Source organism: Staphylococcus sp. SB1-57, from assembly GCF_017086425.1.
GTDB lineage: Bacteria > Bacillota > Bacilli > Staphylococcales > Staphylococcaceae > Staphylococcus > Staphylococcus warneri_A.
In genome coordinates, this window is the sequence record NZ_CP070964.1 from 1719569 (window position 1) to 1734600 (window position 15032).

Genomic DNA, 15032 nt, shown 5'->3' on the forward strand with positions numbered 1-15032 from the left:
TTATACCCCCTGAATACGAATCGGTTTATGGCTATCTTCTACAATTCGACCGATTTCATAGGCATTCACATTCTGTTGTTTTAATATTTCTAATGTCTGAGTTTTATCATGTTCATCGACAATAACAGTAAAACCAATGCCCATGTTAAATATGTTATACATTTCATCTGTACTAATATTACCCTGTTCCTGCAACCAATCGAATATTGCTGGTGTCGGAAACGCATTTGCATCTATGTCTGCAGATAATCCGTCTGGTAAAGAACGAGGAATATTTTCATAAAATCCACCACCAGTAATATGGTTCATAGCTTTTATTGACACATGTTTTTTTAATTCTAATATTGGTTTTACATATAATTGGGTTGGTGCTAAAAATGTCTCTAAATAAGTATGTTGCTCAAATGTATCGTTAAGGTTTATACCTGACTTTTTAATGAGTTGTCTAACTAGACTGTATCCATTGGAATGAATGCCGTTAGATGCTAAACCTATAATGATTTGACCAGGTTTCACGTCTGAACCATCAATATATTCATCTTTCTCAACAGCGCCAACTGCAAAGCCGGCCAAATCATATTCACCTTCATGATACATTTCACCCATTTCGGCAGTTTCGCCACCGATTAAAGCTGTATTAGTTTCTTCACAAGCATCACTGATACCTTTAACGATTTGTTCAATGATTTCAGGAATTACTTTATGCGTTGCAATATAATCTAAAAAGTAAAGTGGCTCTGCACCTGTAGTTAAAATATCATTCACACACATGGCCACCGCATCTATACCTATTGAATCATGCTTAGCGTGGTCAATTGCTAATTTCAATTTGGTACCTACACCATCAGTACCTGAAACTAATACTGGGGCTTTCATATTGAGTTGAGATAAATCAAATGTGGCACCAAAGCCACCTAAACCACCGATAACTTCCTTACGCATCGTACGTTTAACATGACTAGACATTCTTTCTACCGCTTCATAACCTGCATGGATATCTACACCTGATTGTTCGTATGCTTTAGACATTTATATTTCCCTCACTATCAAAATAATGTTTATTTTCATTAATATATGCTTTTTGACGATCACTTAAATGCTTTTTATAATTCTCTTCGTAATCAAACAATCCAGCTGGATAATCTCCAGTGAAGCTCTCAACACACAAACCACTATATGGTGCATCATAATCTAAACCAATCGATTCAATTAATCCATCTACGCTAAGATACGCAAGCGAATCAGCACCTATATATTCACAAATTTCTTCAGGTGATTTACTCGCTGATATTAATTCAGCAGTTGTTGATACATCAATACCATAGAAACTTGGGAACATAAATTCTGGTGATGCAATTCTAACGTGGACTTCATTGGCCCCTGAATCTTTCAACATTTTCACAATTCGTTTAGATGTTGTTCCTCTAACTATAGAATCATCGACTAGGATAATATTCTGACCTTCAACAATATCTTTGACCGCTGACAATTTAACACGTACACCCTGTTCACGAAGTTGTTGTGTCGGTTGAATAAATGTTCTCGCTACGTATTGATTTTTAACAAGACCCATTTCATAAGGTAATCCTATCTCTTCGGCATAACCGCTTGCTGCTGATAACGACGAATTAGGCACACCAATAACCATGTCAGCTTCTACTGGACTTTCTTGTGCTAAACGTTTACCAGAGGCTTTACGAACTGCATGAACATTTTTTCCGGCAATCGTAGAATCTGGTCTGGCAAAATAGATATATTCCATTGCTGAAATTGCAGTATTCGTATGTCTTGTATATGATTTAACTTGGACACCATCATCGTTAATAATGACATATTCACCAGCATGAATATCTTGTACAAACTCTGCTCCCAAAACATCAATAGCGCACGTTTCACTGGCTAGAATATAAGTGTTATCTTGCATTTTACCGACTACTAAAGGTCTAATAGCATTAGGATCAACTGCACCATATAATGCATCTTTAGTTAACACTGCGAATGTGAATCCACCTTTAATTTGACGTAAACTTTCTTTTAAAGCTTCTTCAAATGTAGGTGCTTTACTTCTACGAATTAAATGCATAATCACTTCAGTATCAGATGACGAATGGAAAATCGCACCATGTTTTTCAAGATTTTGTCTTAAAGATTGCGCATTAATCAGATTTCCATTATGGCAAATCGCAACACTCATATCATAAAAGTGATATAAGAAAGGTTGAATATTTTCTATACCTTTATTACCAGAAGTAGCGTATCTCACATGTCCAATTGCATTATGATAATCCTTTAATCTCGATAATTGATCATCTTTAATAGCCTCAGTAAGTAAACCAAGTCCTCTTTCACCTACTAATTTTTCATGATTGGCAGCTACTATTCCTGCACCTTCTTGACCTCTATGTTGTAAACTATGCAATCCCATATACGTTAATTGAGCAGCATCTGGATGATTCCAAATGCCAAAAACACCACATTCCTCATTTAGTCCTGAGTAGTTAAACATTGGCTAATAGCTCCTTCCCAAACATCTTTGATATCTGCTACATTTTTGATAATCGTTGTTTGGTTATTTGACACTTTGAACTGACTACCACTATTAAATTGACCAATTTCAATAGCATTTTCAATGTTTAGTGATTCATTTTCTTTAACAGAAATGATATATCTACCTTGAGATTCGCTAAATAACTGAGCATTAGAAACATCTATATTAGCCTCTAATCCTAAATTATAATGAGCACTCATTTTTGCTAGTGTAATTAATAAACCACCTTTTCCGACTGTTTGAACATGTGATGCAGCACCGCTTCTAATAGCTGATTTCACCGCTTCGCCTTTTGCAACTTCATCACTTAAATCAATTGATTCAAATTCATGATTCACTGTGCCATATAATAATTTTTCTAATTGGCTACCGCCGAAGTCATCTCTTGTATCACCAACGAGATATAATGTTTCTCCAGACTGTGGTTTAAAATTAGCTAAATAATTAACATCATCAATTAACCCAACCATACCAACTACCGGCGTCGGGAAGATAGATGTACCTCTTGTTTCGTTGTATAACGATACATTACCTGATACAACAGGCGTTTTTAATACATCACAAGCTTCTGCTATTCCTTTTGTAGAATCAATTAATTGTTTGTAAATTTCTTTTTTCTCTGGAGATCCATAATTCAAACAATCTGTCATTGCTAGTGGCGTCGCACCCACAGCAATCAAATTGCGATACGCTTCTGCTACTACCATTTTTCCGCCTTCATAAGGTTGATTAAATACATATCGTGCTTCACCATCAATCGTTGAAGCAATCGCTTTATTCGTGCCTTCAACTCTTACCACTGATGCCTGTAATCCTGGTTTAATAATCGTATTTGCACCAACTTGTTGATCATATTGCTCATATAAATAATGTTTTGATGCAATCGTTGGGTGTTGTAATAACTGGTCAAATACATTCTCAGTATCTATATGACTATAGTCATTTTTAGATGTATTGTACGCTTTCTCTTCACCTTCAAGAACATATACTGGTGCTTCGTCTGATAAGGGTTGTACTGGAATATCTGCAAACACTTCATCTTCGTATGTTAATACAAAGCGATTTGTATCAGTCACTTCTCCAATGACTGCACTATCTAATTCATGTTTTTCAAATAAATCTAAAAACTTTTGTTCTGTTCCCTTTTCGACAACAAGTAACATTCTTTCTTGAGTTTCAGATAGCATCATTTCATATGGTGAGATACCTGGTTCTCTTGTTGGAACTTGGTCTAATCTTAAGTGGAGACCACTGCCACCTTTAGCCGCCATTTCTGAAGAAGAAGAAGTTAATCCTGCCGCTCCCATATCTTGAATTCCGACTAATTCATCAAATGTTATAGCTTCTAATGTTGCTTCCATTAATTTCTTACCAACAAACGGGTCACCAATTTGGACAGATGGTCGTTTGCTTTCACTTTCTTCAGTTAATTCTTCAGATGCAAACGTTGCTCCGTGAATACCATCTCTACCTGTTTTTAAACCTACATAAATAACAGAATTACCTACACCTTTAGCTGTCCCTTTTTGTACCATGTCATGATCAATAATGCCGACACACATAGCATTAACAAGAGGATTACCATCATAGCGGTCATCAAACTCGATTTCACCAGCAGTTGTTGGAATACCAATACAGTTACCATAGCCACCGATACCACTAACTACGCCTTTAAGCAGTCTCTGATTTTGCTTGTTTGATAACTCACCAAAGCGTAAGCTATTTAATAAATTAATAGGACGTGCTCCAATAGAAACAATATCCCTAATGATTCCTCCTACACCTGTAGCAGCACCTTGATAAGGTTCAATAGCTGAAGGATGGTTATGTGATTCCACTTTAAAAACGACTGCTTGGTTGTCACCAATATCTACAACACCTGCACCTTCTCCAGGTCCCATTAATACATGTTCACCAGTAGTAGGAAACTGTTTTAAAAATGGCTTTGAATGTTTGTAAGAACAGTGTTCACTCCACATTACTGAAAAGATACCTGTTTCAGTAAAATTGGGTTCTCTGCCTAAGATCTCACATACTTTAGCGTATTCTTTATCGCTCAATCCCATATCTTGATATAGTTTTTCTAACTTAATTTCTTCAACACTTGGTTCGATAAATTTAGACATTTTGTTCCCTCCAACTATTCACCATAGCCTCAAATAATTTAATACCGCTATCAGTACCTAATAATGATTCCATTGCTCTTTCAGGATGTGGCATCATACCGCAAACATTGCCTGCTTTATTAACAATACCTGCTATATCAGCGTATGACCCATTAGGATTGTCAGTGTATTTCAAAATAATTTGATTGTTAGTAATCAAATCGTTATAAATGTCTTCATTACAGTAGTAATGTCCTTCTCCGTGTGCTACTGGATAAACAACTAATTCATTTTCTTCATATAAATTAGTGAATGGCGTTTGATTATTTACAATACGTAAAGATTCATTACGACTGACAAATAAATGTGAATCATTATGAAATAATGCACCTGGTAGTAAACCGATTTCTGTTAAAATTTGAAATCCATTACATACACCTAGCACTGGTTTACCTTCATTCGCTAATCTTTTCACTTCATTGATAACTGGTGCGACACTTGCCATAGCACCTGATCTTAAATAATCTCCAAATGAGAACCCTCCAGGAATAAGTACACCATCAAACCCTGCTAATGTTGTCGTTCTATAATCAACATATTCTGCTTCAACACCTGATTTGATTGCTGCATTATACATATCTCTATCACAATTTGAACCAGGAAATACAAGAACAGCAAATTTCATGTTATGCATTCTCCTTTTCATCAATCACTTTATAGCTATATTCTTCAATCACTGTGTTAGCAAATAGCTTTTCACTTAATGTTGTAATAATATTATCAACCGCTTCATCCGTAGCTTCATCAACAGTCATGTATAATACCTTTCCTACACGAATATCATTAACTTGTTTATATCCTAAATCATGAACTGCACGATTTAATGCTTGACCTTGTGTATCTAATACTTGGGGTTGTAAAGTGACATGTAATTCAATTGTTTTCATTATTTTAAATCCTCCAATTTATTTAAAAATGATTGATATGTTTCAATTAATGAGCCTGTATCATTTCGATAGACATCTTTATCGAAATTCGTATCTGAGTGTTTATCCCATATTCTGCATGTATCTGGTGAAATTTCATCAGCTAATAAAATATTTCCTTCATCTGTAATACCAAATTCAATTTTAAAATCTACAAGTCTTAATTCCATTTCGTCCATAAGTTGAATAAGAACTTTGTTAATATCGAGTGCCATTGATTTTAATGTTGAAATTTGATCATCATAAGCGATGTGTAATAACTTAATATGGTCTTCTGTAATCAATGGATCGTTTAACTCATCATTTTTATAGAAAAATTCAACCAATGGCGCATCAAATTGATATCCTTTTTCAAATCCAAGTCTTTGTGTAATAGAACCTGCTGCAATATTTCTAACTACCACTTCTAATGGAATAATTTTCACTGATTCTACTAATTGTTCAGTATCCGATAATTGTTTGATAAAATGGCTTTTCAAACCATTATTTTCTAGGTATTCAAAGATAATGGAAGTAATACGATTATTTAGTTTTCCTTTGCCAGACATGGCATCCTTTTTAGCACCATTGCCAGCAGTCACTTCATCTTTGTATTCAACACGTAACTCATTGGGTTTATCCGTTGTATATATTCTTTTAGCTTTACCTTCATAAAGTAATGACATTTATTGGTCTCTCCCTTCAAAACGCTTCAACATGTCCTTTTCAGTGTCATCGATTTGGTTCGTTAATATAGTCATGTGCCCCATCTTTCTATTTGGTTTACGCTCAGATTTACCGTAAATATGGACATGCCATTCAGGATGTTCTCCAAATTCATCTTCTAATAAATCTAAATCCTTACCTAATAAATTCATCATGACAGCAGGTTTTAGTATCTCTATCTTGTCAGGCAACGTTTGACCAGTGACAGCTAAAATATGAGTATCAAATTGTGAATAATCACATGACTCAATGGAATAATGTCCAGAATTATGAGGTCGTGGTGCAATTTCATTTACATACAATTGGTCTTTATCATCTATGAAAAATTCAACTGTAAAAGTTCCTACAAAATGGACAGATTTTATAATTTTTTCAACTTCTCGTTTTGCATTCTCTGTTTGATTACATCTTGCTGGGACTACTGTTTTAAATAAAATTTGATTTCTATGTTCGTTTTCTTGTAGTGGGAAGTATGTGATTTGTTGATGATTACCAATGGTCACAGTTAGTGACACTTCTTTATTTATATTTAAAAATTGTTCTGCGACACATTCTTGATTTGATACTAGTCTAACTGCTTCTTCGATATCTTCATCAGATTGAACTAATATTTGACCTTTGCCGTCATAACCACCGAAACGTGTTTTAACAATGAATGGATAACCAAGTGTGTTAATTGCCTTTGATAAATCATCTTTTTGTTTGATTGAGGTATAAGGAACAATTTGTGTCCCTGCTTGTTCTAATGTTTGTTTTTCAGTTAAACGATCTTGAAGTAATTGTATGGCTTGATAGCCTTGAGGAATATTATATTTTTCGGTTAACACCTTAAGTTGCTCTGCTGATATATTTTCAAATTCATAAGTGATGACATCCGAACTTTCACCTAATTGTTGAAGTGCACGTTCGTCATCATAATTCGCTTCTATAAATTCATGTGCCACATATCGACATGGACAATCAGAACTTGGATCTAAAACAATCACTTTATATCCCATTTTTTGTGCTGATTGTGCCATCATCTTACCTAATTGACCACCACCAATAATTCCTATGGTTGCGCCAAATGATAGTTTATTGAAGTTCATTTTGCATTTCCTCCACTTTTTGTACCAATGTTTTTTCATAATTTTCCAAATTTTTACGAACTGATGAATGACTAATACCTAATATTCTTGCAGCTAGTATACCGGCATTTTTGGCACCTGCTTTACCAATAGCTGTCGTCGCGACTGGAATTCCGCCTGGCATCTGAACAATTGACAACAGTGAATCCATCCCTTTTAAACTTTTAGATTCAATAGGTACACCAATAACAGGTAATGTAGTCATCGATGCCACCATCCCCGGTAAATGTGCTGCACCACCGGCTCCAGCTATGATTAAATCATAACCGTTGTTACATGCATGACTCGCAAAATCTACCATTAAATGAGGCGTACGATGCGCTGAAACGACTTTCTTTTCATACGGAATTTCAAATTGTTCAAGCATTGTGCAACTTTCACTCATAATTTCCCAATCGGAAGAACTACCCATAATGACTGCTACTTTCAAGATGTACACCCTTTCAAAACTTTGGATTTATTTGTCAGTAAGTTGTATATTACAGATATAGCATAACAATCATCAAATGCTTTTTCAATCAAAAATCGAACTTTAATTTGAAATTCTAATTAAATTTACGTCTTTTAGCTATTAAATTGTGTAAATTTAATGTTAAAGTTAAGTTATTGAAAAATTAGGAGGAGATATTGTGGTAGCAAAATTATTAGATGGTAAACAAATCGCTAAAGATTATCGTCAAGGTTTAAAAGATCAAGTTGAAGTACTTAAATCTAAAGGATATACACCAAAATTATCAGTCATATTAGTCGGTAACGATGGTGCTAGCCAAAGCTATGTTAGGTCTAAAAAGAAAGCTGCAGAAAAAATTGGTATGATTTCTGAAATCGTTCATTTAAGCGAAGATACTTCTGAAGAAGATGTTTTATCAGAATTAGAACGTTTAAATAATGATGATTCTGTCAGTGGTATCCTAGTTCAAGTACCTCTTCCAAAACAAGTTAGTGAACAAAAAGTATTAGAAGCTATTAATCCAGAAAAAGATGTAGACGGCTTCCATCCAAGTAATATTGGTAAATTATATATTGATGAACAAACTTTTGTACCTTGTACACCACTAGGTATCATGGAAATTTTAAAGCATGCTGATATTGATATCGAAGGTAAAAACGCTGTGGTTATTGGTAGAAGTCATATCGTAGGTCAACCTGTATCCAAACTTTTACTGCAACAAAATGCAACTGTCACAATACTACATTCAAGATCGAAAGACATGGCGAGTTTCGTTAAAGAAGCTGATATCGTTGTCAGCGCAGTCGGCAAACCTGAATTAGTTACTAAAGAAATGGTTAAAGAAGGCGCGGTTATTATTGATGTAGGTAATACACCTGATGAAAATGGTAAATTAAAAGGAGATGTCGTATTTGACGAAGTAAAAGAAGTCGCAAGTGCTATTACACCTGTACCAGGTGGCGTTGGTCCTTTAACAATTACAATGGTACTGAATAATACTTTACTAGCAGAGAAAATGCGTCGAGGTATTGAATAACCGTATAAATAAAAATAGCAGGAGGCCATGACCTCCTGCTATTTTTATATTATATTCAATTCTAATTATACCGCTACACTTAATTTAGGTATAAATGTTTCGTAATGAATTTTAGATTCATCAACATTTAATTCTTTTAAAGATTTAATCATTGATTGAATAAATGATTTTCCACCACAAACATAGATTTCCGTATCATCATCAATCCACTGTTTTAATTGCTCACTACCAATATAACCGTTTTTATTTTTATCATGTAAGTCATATGTTGCTTGTGTATTCTTATTAGCAATAGAAGTTAATAATGATGAGAATGGTGCATCATTCGTGTCATTTGTCACTTGTATAAATCGAGCTTCACCATTGTCATTTACTACTTCATTAAACATAGATACGAGTGGCGTTACACCTATACCAGATCCTAAGAACAATTGTTTATTACTCTTTTCAACAACATGGAATGGTCCTACAGGTGCTGTTAAATTAATGTTATCTCCTTCTTGATATTCATCGTGTAAAATTGTAGATACTTCACCTTCATGTTCTGTAGTGACATCTCTTTTCACTGCGAATGTAAGATGGTTTTGATCACCTTTTACAATTGAATAATGTCTTTTAGCTCTGTATGGCATTTTTTCACTACCCACATCAACGGTAATATATTGACCAGGTACAAACTGACTTAAATCATATTCATTTGAAGATACTGTGAAAGCCTTAATATCAGAAGATACTTGTTCTATTGTTTCAACTTTAAATGGTTGGAAACCATCCCATAACATTTCTGTGTATATATCCTTTTCAACAGAGATGAAAATATCTGCAATTTCTTGGTATGCTTTCTTCCATGTTTTGATAATTTCATGGTCATCATCTAATCCAACAACATCTTTGATTGCTGCAATTAAGTTTTCACCAACGATATCATACCCTGCTGGTGGTACTTGTAAAGCGCAATGTTTATACGCGATTTCTTTAACTACAGGTAGGATAGCTTCAAGATGATCAATATTAACCGCCGCAGCTAACACAGATTGTGCTAACGCAGTAGATTGTAATCCTCGCTGTTGATTTGTTTGATTAAACATGTTTTTTAGTTCAGGATGTTGTTTGAACATGCGTGCATAAAAATTCGAAGTGATTTCTACCCCTTTATCTTGTAATACAGGTACTGTTTCTTTAACTACGTCTTTTTCTCTTTCACTTAACATTATTTCCACTCCCAGATAACTCGTATTTAAAACCAAAACTTTTTACATTGTCATTCTATACCGTATATATATATTGAATCAAAGAAATGTTAAATTGTTCACATAACGTTCAATTTACATAATTTTAATTATTTATTTCTTATTATATGTTTTAAAAATCTAATTAATCAGGTATATTAAGACTATAGTATGATGTACTATTCTGAAAATTAACGTATGATATACATAAATCGTAGTTGACTAACATTCGGAGGTTACTTTATGAATAAACTAATTCAGTCACTATCAGCAATCGGAGTATCTGCTACTTTAGTCACACCTAATCTAAATGCCGAAGCGACAACTAATTCGGAACCTCAATTAAGAGGCGTGAATGACATCATCATCGAAAAAGGTGAAGACTATAACCTACTTCAAGGCATTAGCGCTTATGATAAAGAAGATGGTGATTTAACACATAAAATCAAAATTGATGGCGATGTTGATACTACTAAATCAGGTACATATGAGGTTAAGTACAAAGTCACAGATTCAGACGGTGCTCAAAAAACTTCAATTAGAAATATTAAAGTCAAATAATATTTTATATTTAGTTGAGATTAAATTCTCAACTTTTTTTATTTTCTGAATTTCTTCAAAATATCTATCTTGAAAATCATAATTTATTGCAATTTCACAAATTTATCCTTTTTCACAAAATGTACACACAATTTTAACAAATCTTACAATCCCCGTCATATCTCAAATTTTTTAAAATTTTTTGCTTATATCAATAATTTTTTTCTTTTAGGTACTTGTAAATATTGCGTAATAAACTAAAATTAATGGTAAGCCCTACATTTGTAGTATTAGGAGGTCAAAAAAGTGTCAAAATTTAAGTCTTTGCTTCTAATGGTCGGAACACTAATTTTACTTAGTGGTTGTTCGAACATTGAAGTTTTCAATGCAAAAGGGCCAGTAGCAAGTAGTCAGAAGTTCTTGATCATCTATTCAATTATCTTCATGCTTGTTATTGTTGTCGTTGTTCTTGCCATGTTCGCATTCTTTATTTTTAAGTATAGCTACAATAAGAATGATGAATCAGGTAAGATGCACCACAATTCTTTAATTGAAACAATTTGGTTTGTGGTACCTATCATTATCGTTATTGCTTTAGCAATTCCAACTGTTAAAACATTATACGATTATGAAAAACCACCAGAAAAAGACAAAGACCCACTTGTGGTTTACGCAGTCAGCGCTGGTTACAAATGGTTCTTTGCCTACCCAGATCAACACATCGAAACTGTTAATACTTTAACAATTCCTAAAGATCGACCAGTTGTATTCAAGTTACAATCTATGGATACAATGACAAGTTTCTGGATCCCACAATTAGGTGGTCAGAAATATGCCATGACTGGTATGACTATGAATTGGACATTAACAGCAGATCAAACAGGTACTTTCAGAGGTAGAAACTCAAACTTCAACGGTGAAGGTTTCTCACGTCAAACATTTGATGTTCACTCTGTAAGCCAAAGTGATTTCAACAAATGGGTGAAAAAAGCTAAAAGTAAGAAAACGTTAGATCAAGATACATTTGATAAACAAATCTTACCAAGCACACCTAACAAAGAATTAACGTTTAATGGTACTCATATGGCGTTCGTTGACCCTGCAGCTGATCCTGAGTATATCTTCCACGCATACAAACGTTATAATTACGTTCAAAAAGATCCTAACTTCATCGACGAAAAAGATCTTTATAAAGATGTTAAAGATAAACCAGTGAAACCAGCACGTAAGGTTACTATTTCAAACGCTAACTACAAACGTCATGGTATGACACCAATGATTCTTGGCAACAATGAAAAATACGACAATGAATTCAAGAAGAAAGAAAAACACAATGCTAAGGAAATGGAAAAAATTTCCAAAGAAGCAAAAGACGATAGTCCGTCTAAAAAAGATGATCATGGAGGTGGACATTAATGAATTTTCCATGGGATCAATTAATCGTTAAAGGTAACTGGATGATTACAATGGCACAAATTGGTGCGCCATTCTTAGTTATCGGCCTTATAGCGGTAATTACGTATTTCAAATTATGGAAATATCTTTATAAAGAATGGTTCACATCCGTAGACCATAAAAAAATCGGTGTTATGTATTTAATCTGTGCCGTATTAATGTTCGTCCGTGGTGGTATTGACGCGTTACTTATTCGTACGCAATTAACTATTCCAGATAACAAATTCTTGGAATCAAATCACTACAATGAAATTTTCAGTACGCACGGCGTTATCATGATTATATTCATGGCTATGCCATTTATCTTTGGTTTATGGAATATTGTTGTTCCTTTACAAATTGGTGCACGTGATGTTGCCTTCCCTGTAATGAACAACGTAAGTTTCTGGCTATTCTTTGCTGGTATGATTTTATTCAACCTATCATTTATCATAGGTGGATCACCAGCTGCTGGTTGGACAAACTATGCACCACTTGCTGGTGAATTTAGTCCAGGTCCAGGTGTTAACTACTATCTAGTTGCAATTCAAATCTCCGGTTTAGGTACTTTAATGACCGGTATCAACTTCTTTGTAACAATCTTAAGATGTAAAACACCTACAATGAAGTTTATGCAAATGCCAATGTTTACTGTAACAACATTCATTACTACTTTAATCGTTATCTTAGCTTTCCCTGTATTAACAGTGGCTTTAGCTTTAATGACAGCAGATAGAGTGTTTGGAACAGCATTCTTTACAGTTGCAGATGGCGGTATGCCTATGCTATGGGCGAACTTCTTCTGGGTATGGGGGCACCCTGAAGTATATATCGTTATCTTACCTGCATTTGGTATTTACTCTGAAATTATTCCAACATTTGCGCGTAAACGCTTGTTCGGTCATCAAAGCATGGTCTGGGCAACTGCTGGTATCGCGTTCTTAAGTTTCTTAGTTTGGGTTCACCATTTCTTCACAATGGGTAATGGTGCTTTAATCAACTCATTCTTCTCAATTTCAACAATGTTAATCGGTGTACCTACCGGCGTTAAGCTATTCAACTGGCTATTAACATTGTATAAAGGTCGAATTACTTTCGAGTCACCGATGTTATTCTCATTAGCATTCATCCCTAACTTCCTATTAGGTGGGGTTACTGGTGTAATGTTAGCGATGGCATCAGCTGACTATCAATATCACAACACTTATTTCTTAGTAGCTCACTTCCACTATACATTGGTTACTGGTGTAGTATTTGCCTGCTTAGCTGGTTTAATCTTCTGGTATCCAAAAATGATGGGCTACAAATTAAACGAAACGTTAAACAAATGGTGCTTCTGGTTCTTCATGATCGGATTTAACGTTTGTTTCTTACCACAATTCATCCTTGGATTAGATGGTATGCCACGTCGTTTATACACTTATATGCCTTCTGATGGTTGGTTCTTATTGAACTTCATTTCAACTATCGGTGCTTTATTAATGGCAGTCGGTTTCTTATTCTTAGTGGTAAGTATTGTATACAGTCACATCAAAGCACCACGTGAAGCTACTGGTGATAACTGGGATGGCCTTGGTCGTACATTAGAGTGGACTACTGCTTCAGCAATTCCACCTAAATACAACTTTGCTGTCACTCCAGATTGGAATGACTATGATACATTCGTAGATATGAAGGAACATGGTCGTCATTACTTAGACAACCATAATTACAAAGATATTCATATGCCAAATGACACTCCAGTTGGTTTCTGGATGGGTATCTTCTTCACAATTGGTGGTTTCTTCTTAATCTTTGAAACAATCATTCCAGCGATCATCTGCCTAGCAGGTATCTTTGGTACAATGATTTGGAGAAGTTTCCAAATCGACCACGGTTACCATATCCCTGCTTCTGAAGTAGCTGAAACTGAGGCACGTTTAAGAGAAGCACGAATTAAAGAAAGGGAGGCTGTAAGTCATGAGTCATGATACTAATACAATCGATTCACGTACGCATGAAGGCGAATTAAATAAACTTGGCTTTTGGATTTTCCTTACAGCCGAATTCGCGTTATTCGGTACCCTATTCGCAACGTTATTAACTTTGCAACACGGTGGCGATTACGCTGGCAAGATGACTACAGAATTATTTGAATTACCATTAGTTTTAATAATGACATTTGCGTTATTATTAAGTTCATACACTTGTGGTATTGCAATTTACTATATGCGTAAAGAAAAACAAAACTTAATGATGTTTTGGATGATTCTTACTGTACTACTAGGGCTTGTTTTCGTAGGTTTCGAAATCTACGAATTCGCACACTACGCAACTGAAGGTGTTAACCCTACTATCGGTTCCTTCTGGTCTAGTTTCTTTATTCTATTAGGAACACACGGTTGTCACGTATCAGTTGGTATTGTTTGGATTATTTGCTTATTAATTCAAATTGCTACTCGTGGTTTGGATTCATATAATGCTCCAAAATTATTTATAGTAAGTTTATACTGGCACTTCTTAGATGTTGTTTGGATCTTCATCTTCACTGCCGTATATATGATAGGGATGGTGTATAGCGGATGAATACAATCGTAAAACATACAGTAGGATTTATTGCTTCTATCGTATTAACGCTTTTAGCAGTTTTCGTAACTCTATACACATCAATGACTTTCCAAGCAAAAGTAACTATTATTTTTGGATTTGCATTTATCCAAGCTGCACTTCAATTATTAATGTTCATGCATTTAACTGAAGGTAAAGATGGACGAGTTCAATTATTCAAAGTTATCTTTGCAATTATCATAACTCTAATTACTGTTATCGGAACATATTGGGTTATGCAAGGTGGTCACTCACACCACTTATAAAAAGTATAAAAATCATACT

Annotated in this window: 15 protein-coding genes; 6 read left to right on the forward strand and 9 right to left on the reverse strand. The window is 34.6% G+C overall.

The features are described 5' to 3' along the window. The 8 genes from purM to purE are packed head-to-tail and all read right to left on the reverse strand — an operon-like array spanning position 1 to position 7901. Complete coding sequence (gene purM, locus JX000_RS08530; RefSeq protein ID WP_075778639.1) at positions 1–1029, reverse strand: phosphoribosylformylglycinamidine cyclo-ligase; 1029 nt, start codon at positions 1027–1029, stop codon at positions 1–3. Continuing rightward, entirely contained in the window at positions 1022–2506 is a 1485-nt protein-coding gene (gene purF / locus JX000_RS08535) for an amidophosphoribosyltransferase (RefSeq protein WP_002450713.1), read from the reverse strand. Before purF ends, purM begins: the two co-directional genes overlap by 8 nt. Beyond that, positions 2485–4674, reverse strand: a complete 2190-nt coding sequence (purL, locus tag JX000_RS08540; protein ID WP_206140630.1) for a phosphoribosylformylglycinamidine synthase subunit PurL — start codon at positions 4672–4674, stop codon at positions 2485–2487. The genes purF and purL overlap by 22 nt, the downstream gene beginning before the upstream one ends. Beyond that, on the reverse strand, positions 4667–5338 hold the full coding sequence (purQ, locus tag JX000_RS08545) for a phosphoribosylformylglycinamidine synthase I (RefSeq protein WP_206140631.1): 672 nt from the start codon (positions 5336–5338) through the stop codon (positions 4667–4669). The genes purL and purQ overlap by 8 nt, the downstream gene beginning before the upstream one ends. A 1-nt stretch (position 5339) precedes the next feature. Further along, complete coding sequence (gene purS, locus JX000_RS08550; protein WP_002450716.1) at positions 5340–5600, reverse strand: phosphoribosylformylglycinamidine synthase subunit PurS; 261 nt, start codon at positions 5598–5600, stop codon at positions 5340–5342. Continuing rightward, positions 5600–6304 carry a phosphoribosylaminoimidazolesuccinocarboxamide synthase gene (gene purC / locus JX000_RS08555; RefSeq protein WP_002450717.1) on the reverse strand — a complete coding sequence of 235 codons (705 nt, stop codon included), beginning with the start codon at positions 6302–6304 and terminating at the stop codon, positions 5600–5602. Before purC ends, purS begins: the two co-directional genes overlap by 1 nt. Further along, a complete protein-coding gene (gene purK / locus JX000_RS08560; protein ID WP_002450718.1) occupies positions 6305–7432 on the reverse strand; it encodes a 5-(carboxyamino)imidazole ribonucleotide synthase in 1128 nt (375 codons plus the stop codon). Next, positions 7419–7901, reverse strand: coding sequence for a 5-(carboxyamino)imidazole ribonucleotide mutase (purE, locus tag JX000_RS08565; RefSeq protein WP_049423542.1), 483 nt, complete (start codon positions 7899–7901; stop codon positions 7419–7421). Before purE ends, purK begins: the two co-directional genes overlap by 14 nt. A gap of 199 nt (positions 7902–8100) precedes the next feature. Between purE and folD the strand changes: the two genes are divergently transcribed. Then, positions 8101–8958 carry a bifunctional methylenetetrahydrofolate dehydrogenase/methenyltetrahydrofolate cyclohydrolase FolD gene (gene folD / locus JX000_RS08570; RefSeq protein WP_107536134.1) on the forward strand — a complete coding sequence of 286 codons (858 nt, stop codon included), beginning with the start codon at positions 8101–8103 and terminating at the stop codon, positions 8956–8958. A 65-nt stretch (positions 8959–9023) separates the two neighbouring features. Here folD and JX000_RS08575 read toward each other — a convergent pair whose 3' ends face one another. After that, complete coding sequence (locus tag JX000_RS08575) at positions 9024–10169, reverse strand: globin domain-containing protein (RefSeq protein WP_107546760.1); 1146 nt, start codon at positions 10167–10169, stop codon at positions 9024–9026. Between the two features lie 261 nt (positions 10170–10430). Between JX000_RS08575 and JX000_RS08580 the strand changes: the two genes are divergently transcribed. From JX000_RS08580 to qoxD, 5 genes are all read left to right on the forward strand, one after another. Continuing rightward, on the forward strand, positions 10431–10748 hold the full coding sequence (locus tag JX000_RS08580) for a DUF5011 domain-containing protein (protein ID WP_002450722.1): 318 nt from the start codon (positions 10431–10433) through the stop codon (positions 10746–10748). A 285-nt stretch (positions 10749–11033) separates the two neighbouring features. Then, the gene (gene qoxA / locus JX000_RS08585) at positions 11034–12143 is read left to right on the forward strand and encodes a cytochrome aa3 quinol oxidase subunit II (RefSeq protein ID WP_002450723.1); all 1110 of its coding nucleotides are present in this window, start codon (positions 11034–11036) and stop codon (positions 12141–12143) included. Further along, positions 12143–14131, forward strand: a complete 1989-nt coding sequence (gene qoxB / locus JX000_RS08590) for a cytochrome aa3 quinol oxidase subunit I (RefSeq protein ID WP_075778633.1) — start codon at positions 12143–12145, stop codon at positions 14129–14131. Before qoxA ends, qoxB begins: the two co-directional genes overlap by 1 nt. Next, on the forward strand, positions 14121–14726 hold the full coding sequence (gene qoxC / locus JX000_RS08595; protein WP_002450725.1) for a cytochrome aa3 quinol oxidase subunit III: 606 nt from the start codon (positions 14121–14123) through the stop codon (positions 14724–14726). Before qoxB ends, qoxC begins: the two co-directional genes overlap by 11 nt. Beyond that, on the forward strand, positions 14723–15013 hold the full coding sequence (gene qoxD, locus JX000_RS08600) for a cytochrome aa3 quinol oxidase subunit IV (protein ID WP_075778632.1): 291 nt from the start codon (positions 14723–14725) through the stop codon (positions 15011–15013). Before qoxC ends, qoxD begins: the two co-directional genes overlap by 4 nt. The last annotated feature ends 19 nt before the right edge of the window (positions 15014–15032 follow it).